Raw genomic sequence first — 16,965 nt, forward strand, 5'->3', positions numbered from 1 at the left:
TGATCGTAAACTTGATGCCTCGAATACTGCGTCGAGCTTGATCGCTCGGTCAGGGAAGTTGCGTACAGCAAGACGGCCTTCGACTGAACATGTGCTCCGACCAAGGAACACACATCTTCAGTACGACGACCGTGAGGATGAGTCTGCTGCATCGCGATACCCCGGCGTGAGCCGTTGGCCCAACTGTCATCCTTCCGGCAGGAGTTCTATGCCAGCCTCACCGCCCGTTCGGATTGCTGTTCGAGCTGGCCGACACTGTGCTGTGCGGAGGCGGGCCGGTGAAGTCACTGGTCGGCCGCGAGCCGTCGACGGCCGGCTGGTCCTGGCCGTGGATGTGACCTGCTGGCTGCGGCCCGCCGCCCACACCTCACCAGAGCGGATCCTGTGTCACACTTGTGGACGGAGCAAGGACCAGCACATTCCTGTCCCTGGCTGCTGGCCCTACTCCATTGTTTGCACGCTCGAGCCAGGCCGCAGCTCGTGGACGGCGCTCCTGGACGTGCGGCGTCTGGCGCCCGGTGATGACGCCGCCACCGTCACCGCATGCCAACTGCGGGACCTGGTCAAACGACTCATCGCCGTGGACCAGTGGCGGCCGGGTGAACCGGACATTCTCAGCACTGCCCCGGATCCGGCCCGCGGTGTGCGGACGGCGGCCGTCGAGTCGAGCGCAGACGGCTCACGCCTGGCCGAGCTCGTCCGCTTGGTGGACGAGGGTGCCCTGACCCTCCGCGTGGCTGCGCGGTACCCACTGGTGGAAGTCGCAAAGGCCCATGCGCATTTGGAGGAGGGCGGGTTCCGGGGCGGATCGTGCTGGTTCCCTAGCGAACTGGCCTCAGCCCGCCACCCGGCCCAGGCCTGCGACGCTACGCACCGAGTTCCTGGCGCAGGCCCAGGTAGCAGTACGGCCGCACGCCGGGTTCGCCCGGCTCCCGCCTGCACGGTCCGCTGTTGCAGTCGCCCACTTCACGCGGTGGCCTACGACGATGTGGAGGAGATCATCCCGTGGCTGGCGCCGATCGTGCATTATCACCTGGCGGGCGAGCCGCCGCCGGCCCGCCCGCAGGGTTCGGGATAGCCGAACCCCCCACTCGGGTGCCTGCCCCATCCCTCGCTGACCTGCGATGTTCGTACGATCGACGATATGGCAGCCATCCTCGAACTCGACCGGGTCAGCCGGTCCTACGGCCGCGGTCGGAACACCGTGTACGCCCTGCGCGACCTCGACGCGCGACTGCATGCGCACTCTCTCACCGCCGTCATGGGGCCGTCCGGGTCCGGGAAGTCGACGTTCCTGCAGTGCGCGGCCGGCCTCGACCGGCCCACGGCCGGCTCCGTACGGCTGGCCGGTCAGGAGATCTCCGCCATGGGCGAGCGGCAGCTACGTAGCTGACGCTGCCGGCCCCGGAGCGGCGTCAGATCCGCCAGGAACGCAACGCCTCAGCGACGGCATAGATGCGCAAGCGACTATCCCGAACCTTCCGCACAAGATCGGACAGAGAGCCGTAAGGGGGATCGATCCCCTCGCCGGACTGGTCCATGTACTGAGCAGCCACAAAAGCAGCAAAAAGGCCATTTCGATATGGAAGCGGCTCAAGATTCACGATTGTATGCAAAAGGGCAGCGGCCCGCCATGCAGCATCCGGATCGGACGCTTCAAGCGTCGGCATCTTGGTCTTGTGCCGCGCGGCGGCCGCCACCAGCGCCGAGTAGTCAGCCACTGTCATGTCCTCGCGCCCGAGGGCCGCCTCCTGGACATCGAGCAGCCAGGCGACATCGATATACAGAACCATCAGGCAGCAGCAGCCCCGTCGCCACGCTGAGAGGGAGGAATCTCCTCAGGGAACGCTTCGTCGAACTCGCCGCGAAGCCTGTCGGCCCAGATGGCGGCGCCGGCGACGAACCGCTTGCGATGCATCTCGCGCACGCCGAGATCATGCAGGTACTGCTTCAGACTCTTGCCCTCAGCAGCAGCAGCGGCACGCACGCCTTCCATTTCGTCATCGGAGAAGGACACGTTCAGTGATGGCATGCACCGATGGTACCTACTTGGTACCGGTGTCGCCAGGCTCACCTACGTTCAAGGGGTGTGGCCCGGGGACGCCCAGGTTCAGAAGCATGTCGAAGTGAACCTCGCACGCGGGACGAGCACGGCCACTCGAACTGGGCTGACTCTCCGACCAGCACCGCTTCGACTTCGCGTCGAACGCCGTCTGACACGACACACACCGACGCGACCAACCTGACGAGTCCCACGAGCCGGGAGGTCCCAACGCTCTGGCCTGAGCAGTAAGTTACGCTCCGCAAGCCAGACAGGCGCCACCTTCTTGAACCCGAACGGCTTCGTGCAGCCGTCACCAGCGCACACCGACGCCTCGGCGAGCCACATCATCAACCCGGGCGCGCTTCATGTCCAACTGCTCCCACCGACATCCCCGGCAGCGCCGATGCTCCTTCGGGTCGAAGAACACCGCGGACCAGGGCTGGCAGACCCATGCGTGGGAGCTGTATCACCTTGTCGCCGACGTGCGGTTTGCCGCCACTTACCTCGGGAATTCCATGAACGGCGCCACCCTGTACGCGGGTCGCCGCACCGACGAACTCCGCGCTTCGGAAATCGTTCAGCAGATCGCCGGGGAGCTCCGACGGGCAGACAAACTGATCGTTAAGGGGCACTGCCCGGCACGGCTGGGTCATGCCGGACCGCGGTGCCCCGCTGCCCTAAGGTCCGGACGTTCTCGCTCCCGCACTGGTGGATAGATGGCGCGTTCGGCGACCTGCAGCCATGCATCGATGGAAGATCCAGCTGGATCGACTCGTCCGCGATGACGAGGGTGATCTTTCTTCCGGTGGGTAAAGTAGAGGCAAAGGATATGAAGGAGCCGCTTGGGTACGCTGCACCGCACTCCGATAGACCGACAGCATTTCCTACTGAGGGGTATCGCGGTTGTCCCACACCGGGGTCCAATGATGGGAGTCAGGCCCTTCGCGCCCGCTCCGGTCAGAAGAGGCACGCAATGGATCTATGGCTGATCTGGTTGATCATCGCAGCTGTGCTGGCTGTGGCGGAGATCTTCACTCTTACAGCTGCGCTCGGAATGCTGAGTGCGGCCGCATTGGTCACGGCGGGGTCCGCCGCGATCGGGCTGCCGTTGCCCTTCCAGTTCCTGGTGTTCACCGCCGTCGCCATCGTTACGGTGCTGTTCGTGCGACCCCTTGCGCTGCGCCACGTGCTCCAGCCCCAAGCGGCGCGATTCGGCGTCGACGCACTGGTCGGCAAGGCGGCTTGTGTCGTCTCGGAGGTGACGGGCCTGGGCGGCAGGGTCCGTATCGACGGCGAGGAATGGACGGCCCGCGCCTACGACGAGACGCTGGTGATTCCTGCCGGAAAGACCGTCGACGTGATCGAGATCAGTGGTGCCACCGCGATCGTCTACCCCCGGGACTGAAACCATGGAAACCTCGGCGTTCCTGATTGCTGGCTTGATCGTTGCGCTGTTCGCGGTTTTTACCGTGGTGCGGGCGGTCCGTATCGTTCCCCAGGCGCGGGCTCGTAATGTCGAGCGGCTCGGCCGCTACCACCGGACCCTGACTCCTGGCCTCAGTCTCGTCATCCCGTACATCGACCGGGTTCATCCGCTGATCGACTTGCGCGAACAGGTCGTCTCCTTCAAGCCGCAGCCGGTCATCACCGAGGACAATCTGGTCGTCGAGATCGACACCGTCCTGTATTTCCAGGTCACCGACCCGCGAGCGGCTTTCTACGAGATCGCCAGTTTCCTTCAGGCGGTCGAGCAGCTCACCGTCACGACCTTGCGCAATGTCGTGGGATCCATGGACCTGGAAAAGACCCTCACCTCGCGGGACACCATCAACAGCCAACTGCGAGGTGTGCTGGACGAGGCCACCGGCAAGTGGGGGCTGCGGGTCAACCGTGTGGAGATCAAGGCCATCGATCCTCCAAAGACCATCAAGGACGCGATGGAGAAGCAGATGCGGGCCGAGCGGGACAAGCGGGCCGCGATCCTCAACGCCGAGGGGCAACGTCAGTCGCAGATCCTCACCGCCGAAGGCGACAAGCAGGCCGCCGTCCTGCGCGCGGAGGGCAACCGCACTGCCGCGATCCTCCAGGCCGAGGGCCAGTCCCGCGCCATCGACGAGGTGTTCCAGGCTGTGCATCGCAACGACCCCGACCCCAAGCTGCTCGCCTGGCAGTACCTCCAGACGCTGCCTCAACTCGCGCAAGGCCCGGGCAGTACCTTCTGGGTGATCCCCAGCGAGGTCACCTCGGCACTCCAGGGCGTATCCCGAGCCTTCACCGAAGCGCTACCGCAGTCACCGGCCACCCGCGAGAAACCCGCAGACGACACGGCTGCCGGAGCGGCCAGCGACACGGCCCAAGCCGCGGAAGCCGCGGCCGCCGCCCTCGCCGACGCGGCTAGGGCCGATCGTGTCAGCGCGGACTCCCCCCCGTCCCAGCCCCCTCACTGACAGCGAACGCGCGGGGGCCGTTCGGACCCCTGGTCGGAGAGGGCATGTCCGGGCTTGCTAGTCCTACCGGGATTCTGGGTGCACGTACCGTGTAATCGTCCACCAGCCAGTACCCGTCATGCCCTGCTCGTGGCCGGGTTGAGATGATCGTGCTTCGCCGCAGCACCTCTATCCCGGTTTGACAATGGCCGACGGGCAGTTGCACCACTGGCACCGCTGTTCCCGGCGGGGAGCAACGCCGGGCGCGGGGGCGGGCCCGAGCAGTGGGACCGGCGCCTGGTCCTGGATGTCCGACGGGGAGGGCATACGAGACGACGGCCTGCGCGCCGTGGCGTAGGTGCACCCAGACGCAGGGCCCGGTCGTTGGTCGTAGCCGGCAGCAACTCAGTTCTCGGTCAGCAGGTGCCTGACCCGGCAGAATCCACCCCGGATCTGCCTCGCCCTCGACCAGAGCGGCGACGGCGATGCGGTTGTTGTACGCGGTCAGCTATCCGTTGGTATGGTCGCCCTCCTCGGCGGTGCCGCTGGTGGCGACGCCGCGCATCATGGACTGCAGACATCCTGCGGTGCCACGGGCGCCATGAACAGCGGGGTGGCCGTGACCCTGTGCCCCGGCCGATGAACTGGGCCGCCTGGTCGCCGCCCTGGACATCCGGCGGGATGCTCGGGTCGGTGGTGGCAACCCCGCCGCCGATCGACCAGCTGCCCATGCCGAAGACGTGTGTCGTACCGTCCGCCACCTTCGTGCAGCGTGGGCGCGGGACGGGGCTGCCAATCTCACCGGTTCTACCCCCAGCTGTTCCGGATGCACTCCAACTTCCCAGGCCTCAGGGCGGATCGGCAGATCGATCGCCGTCAGCGCGGATCTTCTACATCGACGACCCCGGGGCCGAGAGCACGGGCTACGTCGTCTACGGCTGGCTCGAGGTCGCACTCCAACACTGGAGCGCGTCCCTGCGCTGCTGGCTCGACTTCCGCAAGCAGCTGTACCAGCACACCGGCATCCCCGCCGACTACGAGCCACACGCAACGAAGTTCATCACCGGCCGGAGCAACCCGTTGATCCATCGCGAGTGGAACCGGCAGAAGAGCCTCCGGGGCCGCGTCGTCCAGGACTCGCCACGCTCGAGACCACGTCCGGCGCCTGGGCCGGCGCAGTGTGGCGCCGCGGTCGCGACGGTCCTAAAGCTGGACGCCCTGCTCGAGTGCGCCACAGCGGCGACCCGCCTACGCGGCCGCTACATCGGAGCCGGCCGGAGCAAGAAGGCACACTGCGGCTCCCCAGGAATACGCGCAACGAGGCCCCGACTCTTTACCCTCGGCGTCGCGAGCCGGGCTGAATCGGACGTGCCCCGGCCCGTGATGGTGCGGCCGGGGCAGGCGGGGCGGGGTGTCAGCAGGCGCCTGTGCGGGGTCCTCGATGAGGCGGGTGGTGACGTCCGGATGGTCCGCCGCGCGGCGGCCTTGGTCGGATAGATGAAGAGTCGACGACAGGACACCGCCGGCGAAGTCGACGATGCCGTAGCACAAGGCGGAGGTCAGCGCGAGAAGGGCACCCATTCAGTCAGGGGTGCCCTGAAGGGGGCCGCCGTCCTCGTCCCCGCCTCCTGCGTTCACCGTGCAGACCTGTGCTGGGGAGCGGTGTCCGGTCTCGGCAGCGCCGCCGCCATGCTGCTGCTCAACCGCGGGTTGAGCCGCGGTGCGATGAGCGTGGTGATGCCCGTCAGCGCCGTCACGTCCGTGGCCCTTTCCGTCCTGGGCCAAGTTGTCGTCTTCGGGGATCGGCCCACACCCTTGGCCTGGACGGGCATCGCTGTCACGGCGCCCGCCCTTTGGCTCGTCTCCGGCGGGCGGACCACCTTCCGGCAAAGCCCGGACGCGACCACGGGCCCAGGTGCCCGGGACGGCCTGCTGGCCAGCATCGGTGTCGCCGTGCAGTACCTGGCACTCGCTCAGGCAGGGCCCTCGAGCGGGCTGTGGCCGGTGGCTGCGGGCCGCCTCGCCGCGGTGGCGGTACTGCTGCCAACTGCGGCACGCAACCTGCGAGTCTCCCCGGTACGTACGGCCCAAGCGATGCTCACCGGAGCAGGTGCGGCCCTGGCACTGATTCTCTACTTGTTCGCGACGCAACGGCAGTTGCTCGCGGTCGCTGTCGTCCTTGCCTCCTTGTACCCGGCCCTGCCCGTGATCCTGGGACTTACGGTGCTGCACGAGCGAGTCGATCGGCGCCAGGTTGCCGGCCTGCTGAGCACGGCAGCGGCCACCGTGCTGCTCGCCCTCGGCTGAGCTTCCTGCTGTTGTCCCGCCGGGGCTGATCCGGACGGGAACCCCCTAGTTCTGTGCCAGGACGACGAGCACGATGACGGCCGTGATGACGAGCCCGAGGATGACGCCGAGCGCCTGCGGTGTGATCCGGTCCCGCGGCCGCTTCGGCGGCTGGGTCCGCGTGGCTGGATCGGTGCTCAGCTCCCACCAGTTGACGACTCGCTGGACATCGGTGTCGAAGTCGGGGAGGGGGTAGAGGTTGCTGTGGCTCAGTGCGGGCAGCGAGCGGCGCCGCCCGCCTGCGAGGGTGATCCGGGCGGTGCGTACGGTCCCGGAATCGGTTCGGGTCTCGCGTACGTCGATCCACCGGATCTGATCCCAGGGGTGGGTACGGCCACGCCCCATACCCCAGGTGATGGTGATGCCGTCGGCGCCGACCGTGGTCTGGCTGCGGCGTACGAGGAAGAAGCCCACGCCCCAGAGCACGAGGAGCGCGCCGGACACCCAGGAGGCGGTCACCATGTCGGCGTCGCGGAAGAAGAAGACCCCTTGAAGCACGCATATGAGAAGCACGGGCACGAACTGCCGCCAGGACGGGCGGTGCCGGTCTTTCGCTCTGAAGATCAATTCATCCACGAGCGCGCACGCTACGCCCCGGATCCGGCCCCGAACCCCCGCGGTCCTGGGGCTGCAGCGAACCCGTTACATGATCCCGCCGCCCCGCCGCCCCGCCGCCCCGCCGCCCCGCCGCCCCGCCGCCCCGCCGCCCCGCCGCCCCGCCGCCCCGCCGCCCCGCCGCCCCGCCGCCCCGCCGTACTGCCGCATCGCCGTACCTGCTGCCGGTGCTGCGGGACCGGTCGACGGCGCGCGGGCGGCCGTGCGGCCCGTGTCGATCGTTCTTTGAGGCCTGTCGCTGCTGGTTTGTGCGTGTGCGTGTGCGGGTCGGTTCGGTGTCGTTGTGATCGGTGTCGAAGTGGAAGGTGGGGGGCCGCTCCTGGTCGAAGGGCACTTCCCAGTCGGAGCATTCCACGATCTGGCCATGGCGCTGCACGAGTACGGTCAGGTAGCCGCAGCGTCGGCCCGTGCATTCGGGTTCGCCCGGCACGACACGTCGCGCCTGGCGCCTCGCGCCTCGCTCAGAGGGGGCCGTGGCCGTCGGCGGGCAGTACTTCCTGTGTGAACGGGCCGCGGCCGCCCCTTCCAACCGCTTGTGTGACCACGTCTTCGTCGTTGATTGGGACCTGCGGTTGGGCAGCCCATCGCGGGCCCGGTGGCACCGCACCGACCTCAAGCCGGTTGAACACCCCAGCACCCTACGCGGGTAGGGGCGGCCCCCACGGGTGGCCGGAGCGTCCGCGAGACGGCGCAGCATGGGGATGTCAGTGGGAGTCGCCGAAGGGGTAGGCGTCCTCGATCACTTGCAGGCTGATTCGCATGCCGGCGGGGCTGGTGCCGGCGCCTGCCGCCGTGATGTCGACCTGGGTCGGCCATGTGGTGTGGGGGAAGACGCTGTCCGCTCGGGTGGTGACCGTGACGGGGGAGTCCTGGCTTGCTCCTATGGCCGTGACCGTGACGCGGTAGGTGACGCGGTCGTCGCTTGCGTTGTGGATGGTGAGGGGGATGATCAGGCGGCCGGATTCCCGGCGCGGGGTGTAGGCGACGACGTCGCCGTGTTGCGCGGTGGCGGCGGGCTTGCCGAAGCCGTATTCGTCGGGGGCCGGGACGTGGGTGTTCCTGGGGGCGAGGGGGTCTCCGCTCGCGGCTGCGGCGGCGCGTTGTTCGTCGGCCTCGCGCCCGGCAGCGGCGAAGGCGTCGTCGGTGTCCGGCGCTGGGGGTGAGGGGGTGTCCACTTGCGGTGTCTGCCGGGGTGCGGCCACTGCCGAGGGGTCTGCCGCCGTCGACGGGTGTGTGGTGGGGGTGTCGGCTGTTTTGCCGCCGTGGCTTGCGCACGCTGTCAGAGCAAGGGGTGCCAGCACGATGGCTGCTGCAAGGCGTGCGGGTAACCGGAGTGGGCGAAGTCTGCGCGCAGTCACAGGAGAAGGCATACGCGTACGTGGAGCCGATGGGCAAGTCCCCACCCTGCTCGCCCGCGCGGAGTTGAACCGGTCCTCCGCGCGGGCGCAGTTGCATGATCAGCCGATATGGGCCGCTACCTGCGCTCTGGGGTGCTCTGGGGTCATCAGGGGCATCACGACACGTTCTCTCCCGCCCCCGCCCCGCTCCGGGTGGGCCAGGAGCGGGAGGGGCAGGGCGGACGCCCTCGCCGTCCCTGTCAGGCTCCAGCAACTCTCGGGCGTCTGCCCCGTCGCCGGTCAGGTCCATGGCCGGTGAGGTTTGTGGCCTGTGGGGGCCGGGTGCGGTCGGCCGATGCTGTGTCGGCCTTTCCGCGACCCAGCACCCGTAGGTCAGTACTGCTCGGTCTCCACGAACCCGCTGCTCGCGTCGTGGTCGGCGTCGAACGCGGCGGCGATGGGGTCGAATCCGGGCGGGCTGTCCTTCAGGGCCAGGCCCAGGCCGGTCAGTTTCGCCTTGACCTCGTCGATGGACTTCGCACCGAAGTTGCGGATGTCGAGGAGGTCCGCCTCGGACCGTGCCACGAGTTCACCGACGGAGTGGACGCCCTCACGCTTGAGGCAGTTGTAGGAGCGGACGGTGAGTTCGAGCTCCTCGATGGGGAGCGCCAGGTCGGCGGCGAGGGCGGCGTCGGTGGGGGAGGGGCCCATGTCGATGCCTTCGGCTTCGATGTTGAGCTCACGCGCCAGGCCGAACAGCTCGACCAGGGTCTTGCCGGCCGACGCCATCGCATCACGCGGGCGCATGGCCTGCTTGGTCTCGACGTCGACGATCAGCTTGTCGAAGTCGGTGCGCTGCTCGACACGGGTCGCCTCGACCTTGTAGGTGACCTTGAGGACGGGGCTGTAGATGGAGTCGACCGGGATACGGCCGATCTCCTGGCCGACTTGCTTGTTCTGTACGGCGGAGACGTAGCCGCGGCCGCGTTCCACGGTCAGCTCCATCTCCAGCTTGCCCTTGCCGTTGAGCGTGGCGAGGACGAGGTCGGGGTTGTGGACCTCGACACCGGCCGGAGGCGCGATGTCGGCGGCGGTGACCAGGCCGGGGCCCTGCTTGCGCAGGTACATCACGACCGGCTCGTCGTGCTCGGAGGAGACGACCAGCTGCTTGATGTTGAGGATGAGATCGGTGACGTCCTGCTTGACGCCGGGGACGGTGGTGAACTCGTGCAGGACGCCGTCGATGCGGACGCTGGTGACGGCGGCACCGGGGATCGACGACAGCAGGGTGCGGCGCAGGGAGTTGCCGAGGGTGTAGCCGAAGCCCGGCTCCAGCGGCTCGATCACGAACCGGGAGCGGAATTCGTCGACGACTTCTTCGGTCAACGAGGGACGCTGAGCAATCAGCACGGGGTATTGCCTCCAAAATTTGGCGCCCGCTATGTGACGCCGTAGACACCATGAAGAATACGGGCGGTTCGGCGTTGGATGCGGCTGAACCGCCCGACTCGCCCGTCCGCTGGCCCCGGCTCCTGCCGTCGTGGAGCCCGGCCAGCGGCTGCTGGCGCCTTGGGGCGTCAACACGGGTACATTGCGGGGTGCATACTGGGGGCGATGACAAAGCCTGCTGCCCCTAAGCGTCATTTGCCTACCAGCCCCTTCAAGGCCCCGGTCGTACCGGCTCCCAAGCACTTCGCCGTGGGTGACCAGGTCACCCACGACGTGTACGGTCTGGGCCGGGTGATCGGCATCGAGGACGGATCGGCGGTGCTCGTGAATTTCGGTTCGGAGCATGTGCGGATCGTGAGCCCGTACGCCAAGATGACCAAGCTGTAGGACCGCTGTGCCCGGTCACGGCACGCCAGGCCCCCCTGTTTTGGCGGGCCTGTACCGAAAGAGAGACCGCTCATCGACGTGACGTCGCTGTTCTCCGCTCTGGAAGAGCAACCGCGCTACTCCACCGCGGTGCCGCCGCCCGCGGCGACGAACCCCTTCCAGGCCCCGGACTACGAAGAGGACGAGACCTTCTTGTTCGAGGACGTGCACGGGCCCGCCGCGGGCCTGCACGCCGGGCGGCCCGAGGCTGCTTGAGGCCTTCCCCACGGCCGCAGTGGGTTCGACGGCCGGGTACGGCCCGTTGCGGGGTGCTGCGGCGAGGGGTGCGGCCTTCTTCGGGTTCAGGAAGCCGTCGGGCGTCCGGGCCGGGCGTGCGGGCCGGTCACCGGCTCCGGTTGCGTGTCCGCACCGACTCCGTCACCGGGCAGAAGTCTTGATGTGTGGTGGACGGCAATTCTCGCCGCCGGAGCGGGCGGTGTCCATCACGGCACGGCCCGGGGCCCTCGACGGCGTCGAGGAGTGGCAGCCGGTGCGGGCCGGTGGGCGCAGTCGGGTAACAACAATCCGGAAATGCGTTCCCCCGGTGACCGTGCCCCCTTCGGGGGCGGTCAGCCGGCGGCCCAGACGCGCAACTGCCGGGCGATCCGCGCCATTGCGAACCCCGGAAGCGGCATCCCGCACGAGTCATCACGGCTGCCTCGGCCGGCTACGAGATCCGGTGCTCGTCAAGCATCAGGTGCGGGCGCAGCCGTGGTGGCGCTCACTTGGTTGAGGCTGCTTGGCTGCGTGGGCGGCGAGAATCGCTTGCTCTTTCTCGGCCGACAGGAACGGCGTCCACGCGCCGAAGTGCCGGTAATCTTCGAAGGCTTCTCTTTCGCCGCCGGGCGCGAACAGCCAGGCGGCCGTGTCGTGTATCGAGTCCGCGACTGGGCGGCAGCGCAGGCCGGCGGCCAGCGCCTTCGCGCACGAGGTCGTCCAGGCGGCCGCGTATTGCGGGCCCGGCGGCAACCAGAGCGGAAGCTCCGTCCACGGCTCGACCTCGTGGTCGACGAAAAGCTGGTCATCGATGTAGACGAGCTCGGCCCGGCCTGCGGTGGCGGCGACGCAGGCATCCAGGTAGTCGCCCCAGCTTGTGTTGTCCGGTGCGCCGGGCACCAGGTAGTCCTCGACATCGTCCTTCGGCGCGCTCATCAGCACCTCGAGGCCGAAGGCGGCGAGGTCGCGTACGTCGATGACCCGCAGCGGGGACGGCCATCGGCCCGCCGCGTGCCGCGCGGCGCAGCCAGGCCGTGGTGCGCCGGGCGCGGTCGTGCGGTCCGACGATCAGGCCTGGTTGGAGGACCACGACCCTTCCGGGGAAGGCGCGGCGGACCGCCTTCTCGCACCCGTCCTTGAGCCAGCCGTAGTCGCCGTCCTGCGGCCCGGCATCGGCGGTGCCGCCCTGGCGGGGTGAGGACTCGTCGGTCGGCAGGGCGGGGAAGTGGGGATAGACGTTGATGGTGGAGACGAACAGGTAGGCGTTCGCATGCGCGGCGAGCGCGGCAGCCGACTTCGCCACCTCGCGAGGCACATACCCGCAGACGTCGACAACAGCGTCGTAGGGCCCGGCGGCGGCCAGCCCGGCGAGATCCGCCTCGTCGGTCCGGTCCCCGCGCAGCGCGCGGACGCCAGGTAGGTCGGCCTGGGTCCGGCCTCGGTTGAAAACGGTCACCTCCCAGTCGCGGCGCAGCCCCTCCGCGAACGAAGGCCCGCCCGACGAACACCGATCCACCGATCACGAGAAGCTTCATGGCCACGAGTCTCGGCTGCGCCGCCCTACCCGGGGAACGGCCGTGCGCGGACGGCGAACGGATTGCGCGTGCCGCGAAAGCGCTTGTGGTGCCGGCGGATCGCTGGGGAGAAGCGATGTCGTCGGTCGGTGCCGGTGTCGGTTCCTTGGACGGTGCAGCGAGGACGGCACCTCACGTGTTCATACCGGCGCAGGGCCGCCGCCGTGCGGGCGCATCGGCGGCGCTGGGACCGCCCGTTGACGTTTCCGCAGGCTGCCCGGCACCGGACGCTGCACGACACTGACGCTCCAACACCTACCGGTGGGCGCCTGATACGCGGCGTCCGAGTTGGTGGGTGGGTGTGGTCGGGCAGGCTGCCGCCGAAGCGGCAGCATGCCGCCCGGTGCGGGGGTTACTTCGACTCTTCGGCCTGCGCCGCCTCGGCCTTGGGTGCGGTGTCCTGCTGGGTGGGGGCGGTGTAGTAGACGGAGCTGCCCTGCTTGGAGCGGTGGGCCTGGGTGCGGGCGACGAGGTTTTCCAGGGTGGTGCGCACGACGGTGGTCTTGATGCCGCGCTCGGGGTGGGCCTGGTCCAGGGCGGTGGACACCTCGGCGGCGGAGCGCGGTTCGCTCTGCTCGGTCAGGTGCCGGCGGATGAGTTCGACCAGGGTGGGCAGCGCCGCCTTCGCCGTCTCCGCCTTGCCCGCAGCCTTGGGGGCGGACTTGGCGGCAGCCTTGGGCGCGGATTTGGCCGCCGGCTTGGGCGCGGACTTGCTCGCCGTCTTCTGCGCGGCCGGCTTCTTGTCCGTGGCCGGGGCGTCGGTCTTCTTGGCCCGTGCCCGCTTGCCGGTGCTCGGCTCGGCGGAGGTCTTCTCGCGGGGGGCGGGCACGGTGGTGGCCTCCGGCGTGGCCGCGCTCTGGGCGGGGGCGGAGGTGATGCCCAGTGCCTGCTGGACGTTGACCAGTACGGAGTGGTCGCTCTGCAGGGAGGTCAACTCCTGCTGCAGCGCGGCGATGTCGGTGCTGATGCGCTCCTGCTCCTTGACGTTGCGCTCGAGGTCGCTGGTGACCTGGGCGGCGTACTGCGATGACAGTCCCGTTGCGGCAGTGGTGCTCTGCGACATGGTGTCGGGCCTTTCCGTTGTGCCGGCCACTTGGGCCGGTCCGGTGGAGCGCGGGAGCAAATGTGAGTCCTGCGCTTGTGTGTTTCGGGGCTGCTGCCCAAAGGTCAGCGGTAGTAACTGCTGCGAACAGCCCGGGTGAGAGATAGTACGGGTGAGTAGGGCCTGTTGTTTCACTTGAGTGATACCTGTGGCTCGAGTTGAGCTTCAGGGGCCGGGCACGCGACCGGCGTCCGGTGCGTTGGTGAGAGTCGGATAGGCGCGTATGCGTCAGGGTGCTGCCACCGCACTTTAGCCGGTGTTGTCGCTGGTGGTGCCATATGTGCGGGACATCAGTGGCCGCCGGGCGGCTCGCCCACCCGGCGTCTGCGGCGGGGGAGTGCCCGCACGCCACGGGCGCGGACGTCCCTGTGGGCACGGGAGTGAATCGGGGCGCACATGTACCCCTTGAGTGGTACGGCAGTCCACGGCACGGCATATGACAACAGCGGTTGGCGGGAGTCGGTATGCCCGTGGGTGTGCGGCGATGTGTGGTCCGTGGCCGCGCCCGGCCGGGGGAGTGTGCGCTCCCCGGGGGTGCGTCCGGTGCGGGGGCGAGCGGGGTTCGCGGCCGGGCCGGGCGGCTCTCGTGCGACGGTCAGGAAATGCTCCGTCGTTGTATCGAGTACGACGTCAGACCGGCGCGTCAGGAATACTCAGAGGACTGGGGTGAGCCGCCGCGTCCTGGTGTGGCGCCTTTGAGTTGGGGGCCGGGTATGGGCAGCAGGCTGTGCGCGGTTCTGGGCCAGGGCGTCCTGACTGTGTTCGTCGTTGCCGACCTGACTGTACTGGGCGGTATTTCGCTCGCGCAGCGTGTGTTCTTTGTGTTTTTCCTCGTCGATAGCTTCTTTTTGATCGCCACCCAGTTCAGTTGGCGCATCACGGCGGACAGCGCGGGCTTGTGGTCCGTTGGGACGCGCAGGGTCCGGCTCATACCCTGGGACGAGCTCGCCCAAGTCTGGCTGAAGGACCGCGGATTCAGAATCGACCGGTCGGGCGAGGGTGCCCGCGGCGCGGAGATCTACGGTGTCGTCGCCCCCGCCTGGCTCAACCGCCGTTTCCGCCGCAGACCGCAAGCGCTGCAGGCGGTCGACGGCATCCGCGCCCTGCAAGCCGATCCCGCTCTACGGCCGACCGGGAAAAGTACCCCCGAAGACAGGGGCAGACCTGTTGGTCTTCCTCTGCTCGTCGTTGACACGGCGCTGGCGCTCACGCTGCTGATTTTCGGCTGACCGCCGGTGAGCGGGCCGTCATGGCAGCGGATCCGGGTCAGGTGGCCGGGGGCGGGCAGGAGACGGTAGGTGCCGGCCTCGGATGCGACGGTGCCGGCGGTCGGTGGTGGGAAGTGGGTGCCCAGGGGCGAGGATGCCGGTGTCGCACAGGGTGGCCAGCAGGGCGCGGCGGCTGCGTACGGCCTGGGCGGCGTCGGTGTCCACGCTGCTGGTGATGTGGGGGTGGGTGATCTGGACGGGGTGGTGGATGCAGTCGCCGGTGATGACGGCATACCGGTCGGTGCCGCAGAGTTCGACGGCGACCTGTCCCGGGGTGTGCCCGGGGGTGGCGAACAGCCGTACGCCGGGCGCCACTTCGACGCCCGTGCCGCCCGGGACGGTCGCTGCGGGCACGTCGATCACCTCGAGCAGGCTGGCGTCGCGGATCGGGTGGACCGAGTCGCGCAGCACCTGCTGGTGCGGTGGGTCCACCGGTGCGCCCGTCCAGTAGTGCCATTCGGTGGCGGAGGTCAGGTAGCGGGCGTGGGGGAAGGTGGGGACCCAGGTGCCGCCCTCGTCGCGGGTGTTCCATCCGACGTGGTCGGTGTGTAGGTGGGTCAGGAGGACCAGGTCGACGGTGTCGGGTGGGCAGCCGGCCCGGGTCAGCCGCTGCAGGTAGTCGGTGTTCAGTTGGTGCCAGGCGGGGTTGGTGCGCGTCTTGCCGTTGCCGATGCCGGTGTCCACCACGATCCGCAGGCGGCCTGCCTCGACTGCGAAGCTGTGGCTGGCCAGCCGCAGGATGCCGGCGTCGTCGGCGAAGTCGGGCCGAAGCCAGGGCACGTGGCGTACGAGGTTGGGGCTCGCGCCGGGCAGGAGCAGGGGGCCGGTCGATGCGGGCAGCGCCCTCTCGTCAATCCGGTGCACACGCAGGCCGCCCAGCCGCCAGACCGGTGCGGGGCGGCGGGAGGCGGGCGGGGGAGTCGGCGGGCTCATGGGCGGTCCTTCACGGTCAGGAACTACGCCATGCCTCCGGGCGCTGTGCTGTGGCCTCGAGGCCGGCTTCCCCGGACGCGGGCTGCTCGAGTCAGTACAGGTTCACCTTTGCGCTGTGGCCGTAGGGGTGCATCCGCGGCGCGCTGCGTGACCTGGCCCGCGCCCCCCGGCCTCTGCCCGGCATCCACTCAGCTCTTCTCCGTGGCGTGCTTCTTTCGCCAACGGGTGAACGGTTTCAGCACACCGCGATAGAAGAGATAGTCGGGGGTTTCCTCGATCGAGTCCCATCCCCGGTAGAGGCTCACGTTCCTGATGTGCGGAGCCTCGGCCCGCAGGGCATCGAGATTGCCGAGTACGGAGGAGTGGGGACTGGGGTCGCCCAGGAACTGCCAGAACACATTCTTGCCGGACGCCGCCTCCAGTTGATCGGCCAGAGCCGGACCTTGCGAGTAGAGCGCCCAGAAGAAGAACAGGACGAGGGTTGGGGTGTCGCCCTTTGGGAGGTTCTGTGCGATCTCCTTGACCGCCTTGCCCGGGTCCTCCGAGTCGAAGAGCGCATAGCGCTCCGCGTGCTGGGTGAGCAGGTTTTCCGGTGCGGCATCCCGAGAGAGCAGGGGCGCTCGTGGCAGGACCGCCCAGTTGGCGATCCACTGTTCGGCATTCGACAGTCGAAGGCTGGGCAGGCGGTGTGCCTGTGATGTGTAGATCCACGTGTCCACATCCGACGTGGACGATATGACCTCGCCCAGCACGGCGGCTCTTCGCACCATATCGGCCACGGTCCCGGCCTCGAACGGATGACGATGCGCCCCCGGGAGGGCCAGAACCACCCTGGTCGAGTGCCGCCGCACACCGCTGAAGCGTGCGGCCGCGGATGAAGCGATTCGGCCTTTACGCAGGTTCATCCTGTTTTTGACAGATGCACTTCACCTGAGGTCATACCCGGAGGGTATGACCTCAGGGCCCCGGGGAGAGCGGGTTTGATCAGGGATTCCGTGGAGGGTGAGGGCGGTTTCGAACGGAACGGGGGCCTCCCGACGGGAAGCCGGGGGGAGAGCCGGGTCGGGCCCGGCTCGACACCCCTTACGGGGGCGCCGGGCGGGACCACTTGCCCCCGGGGAGGATCCGCCCATGGGCGGGGCTGCCCTCGCCCGGCTCATGGGCCGGCTCGACCGGAGCCCGGACTGCGGCGTGGGCAGGCCCGTTCGTCTGCGGCTGCGGCAGGACCG

At 68.6% G+C, this 16,965-nt stretch carries 14 protein-coding genes and 4 pseudogenes; 9 read left to right on the forward strand and 9 right to left on the reverse strand.

Annotated features, from left to right (window positions below; translation table 11 throughout):
- Positions 1–174: 174 nt before the first annotated feature.
- The 3 pseudogenes from RCR19_RS39345 to RCR19_RS39355 all read left to right on the forward strand — a co-directional run.
- A pseudogene (locus RCR19_RS39345) lies at positions 175–616 on the forward strand (transposase); the annotation flags it as partial.
- Positions 617–637: 21 nt separating this feature from the next.
- Positions 638–805: pseudogene (locus RCR19_RS39350) on the forward strand (zinc-binding dehydrogenase); the annotation flags it as partial.
- Positions 806–1,144: 339 nt separating this feature from the next.
- Positions 1,145–1,384: pseudogene (locus RCR19_RS39355) on the forward strand (ATP-binding cassette domain-containing protein); the annotation flags it as partial.
- Positions 1,385–1,415: 31 nt separating this feature from the next.
- On the opposite strand, the gene RCR19_RS39360 reads toward RCR19_RS39355, so the two are convergent.
- Together RCR19_RS39360 and RCR19_RS39365 are read right to left on the reverse strand one after the other, a co-directional pair.
- The gene (locus RCR19_RS39360; protein WP_331269883.1) at positions 1,416–1,793 is read right to left on the reverse strand and encodes a toxin Doc; all 378 of its coding nucleotides are present in this window, start codon (positions 1,791–1,793) and stop codon (positions 1,416–1,418) included.
- Positions 1,793–2,032, reverse strand: a complete 240-nt coding sequence (locus RCR19_RS39365; protein ID WP_331269884.1) for a hypothetical protein — start codon at positions 2,030–2,032, stop codon at positions 1,793–1,795. The genes RCR19_RS39360 and RCR19_RS39365 overlap by 1 nt, the downstream gene beginning before the upstream one ends.
- 985 nt (positions 2,033–3,017) lie before the next feature.
- Here RCR19_RS39365 and RCR19_RS39370 point away from each other — a divergent pair.
- From RCR19_RS39370 to RCR19_RS39380, 3 genes are all read left to right on the forward strand, one after another.
- Positions 3,018–3,449, forward strand: coding sequence for an NfeD family protein (locus RCR19_RS39370; protein WP_331269885.1), 432 nt, complete (start codon positions 3,018–3,020; stop codon positions 3,447–3,449).
- Between the two features lie 4 nt (positions 3,450–3,453).
- Positions 3,454–4,491 (forward strand): SPFH domain-containing protein, encoded by a 1,038-nt coding sequence (locus RCR19_RS39375; RefSeq protein WP_331269912.1) that lies wholly within the window; start codon positions 3,454–3,456, stop codon positions 4,489–4,491.
- 1,476 nt (positions 4,492–5,967) lie between these two features.
- On the forward strand, positions 5,968–6,777 hold the full coding sequence (locus RCR19_RS39380) for a GRP family sugar transporter (RefSeq protein WP_331269886.1): 810 nt from the start codon (positions 5,968–5,970) through the stop codon (positions 6,775–6,777).
- A gap of 45 nt (positions 6,778–6,822) precedes the next feature.
- Here RCR19_RS39380 and RCR19_RS39385 read toward each other — a convergent pair whose 3' ends face one another.
- The 3 genes from RCR19_RS39385 to RCR19_RS39395 form a co-directional block, all read right to left on the reverse strand.
- Positions 6,823–7,392 carry a PH domain-containing protein gene (locus tag RCR19_RS39385; protein WP_331269887.1) on the reverse strand — a complete coding sequence of 190 codons (570 nt, stop codon included), beginning with the start codon at positions 7,390–7,392 and terminating at the stop codon, positions 6,823–6,825.
- A gap of 743 nt (positions 7,393–8,135) precedes the next feature.
- Positions 8,136–8,606, reverse strand: coding sequence for a hypothetical protein (locus RCR19_RS39390; protein ID WP_331269888.1), 471 nt, complete (start codon positions 8,604–8,606; stop codon positions 8,136–8,138).
- Positions 8,607–9,161: 555 nt separating this feature from the next.
- Positions 9,162–10,178, reverse strand: a complete 1,017-nt coding sequence (locus RCR19_RS39395; protein ID WP_331269889.1) for a DNA-directed RNA polymerase subunit alpha — start codon at positions 10,176–10,178, stop codon at positions 9,162–9,164.
- A gap of 204 nt (positions 10,179–10,382) precedes the next feature.
- Here RCR19_RS39395 and RCR19_RS39400 point away from each other — a divergent pair, with 204 nt between their 5' ends.
- Entirely contained in the window at positions 10,383–10,604 is a 222-nt protein-coding gene (locus RCR19_RS39400; protein ID WP_331269890.1) for a hypothetical protein, read from the forward strand.
- Between the two features lie 78 nt (positions 10,605–10,682).
- Positions 10,683–10,859: a hypothetical protein gene (locus RCR19_RS39405; RefSeq protein ID WP_331269891.1), complete on the forward strand. Its 177-nt coding sequence runs from the start codon at positions 10,683–10,685 to the stop codon at positions 10,857–10,859.
- A 477-nt stretch (positions 10,860–11,336) separates the two neighbouring features.
- On the opposite strand, the gene RCR19_RS39410 is transcribed toward RCR19_RS39405, so the two are convergent.
- Both RCR19_RS39410 and RCR19_RS39415 read right to left on the reverse strand, forming a co-directional pair.
- Entirely contained in the window at positions 11,337–11,795 is a 459-nt protein-coding gene (locus RCR19_RS39410; protein ID WP_331269892.1) for a hypothetical protein, read from the reverse strand.
- A gap of 990 nt (positions 11,796–12,785) precedes the next feature.
- On the reverse strand, positions 12,786–13,496 hold the full coding sequence (locus RCR19_RS39415; RefSeq protein ID WP_331269893.1) for a hypothetical protein: 711 nt from the start codon (positions 13,494–13,496) through the stop codon (positions 12,786–12,788).
- Between the two features lie 752 nt (positions 13,497–14,248).
- Here RCR19_RS39415 and RCR19_RS39420 point away from each other — a divergent pair.
- Positions 14,249–14,764, forward strand: a complete 516-nt coding sequence (locus RCR19_RS39420) for a hypothetical protein (protein WP_331269916.1) — start codon at positions 14,249–14,251, stop codon at positions 14,762–14,764.
- A 47-nt stretch (positions 14,765–14,811) separates the two neighbouring features.
- Here RCR19_RS39420 and RCR19_RS39425 read toward each other — a convergent pair.
- Together RCR19_RS39425 and RCR19_RS39430 are read right to left on the reverse strand one after the other, a co-directional pair.
- A pseudogene (locus tag RCR19_RS39425) lies at positions 14,812–15,736 on the reverse strand (MBL fold metallo-hydrolase); the annotation flags it as partial.
- Between the two features lie 188 nt (positions 15,737–15,924).
- On the reverse strand, positions 15,925–16,641 hold the full coding sequence (locus tag RCR19_RS39430) for a VWA domain-containing protein (protein WP_331269894.1): 717 nt from the start codon (positions 16,639–16,641) through the stop codon (positions 15,925–15,927).
- Positions 16,642–16,965 lie beyond the last annotated feature (324 nt).

Source organism: Streptomyces sp. WAC07094, assembly GCF_036320405.1.
Taxonomy (GTDB): domain Bacteria; phylum Actinomycetota; class Actinomycetes; order Streptomycetales; family Streptomycetaceae; genus Streptomyces; species Streptomyces lannensis.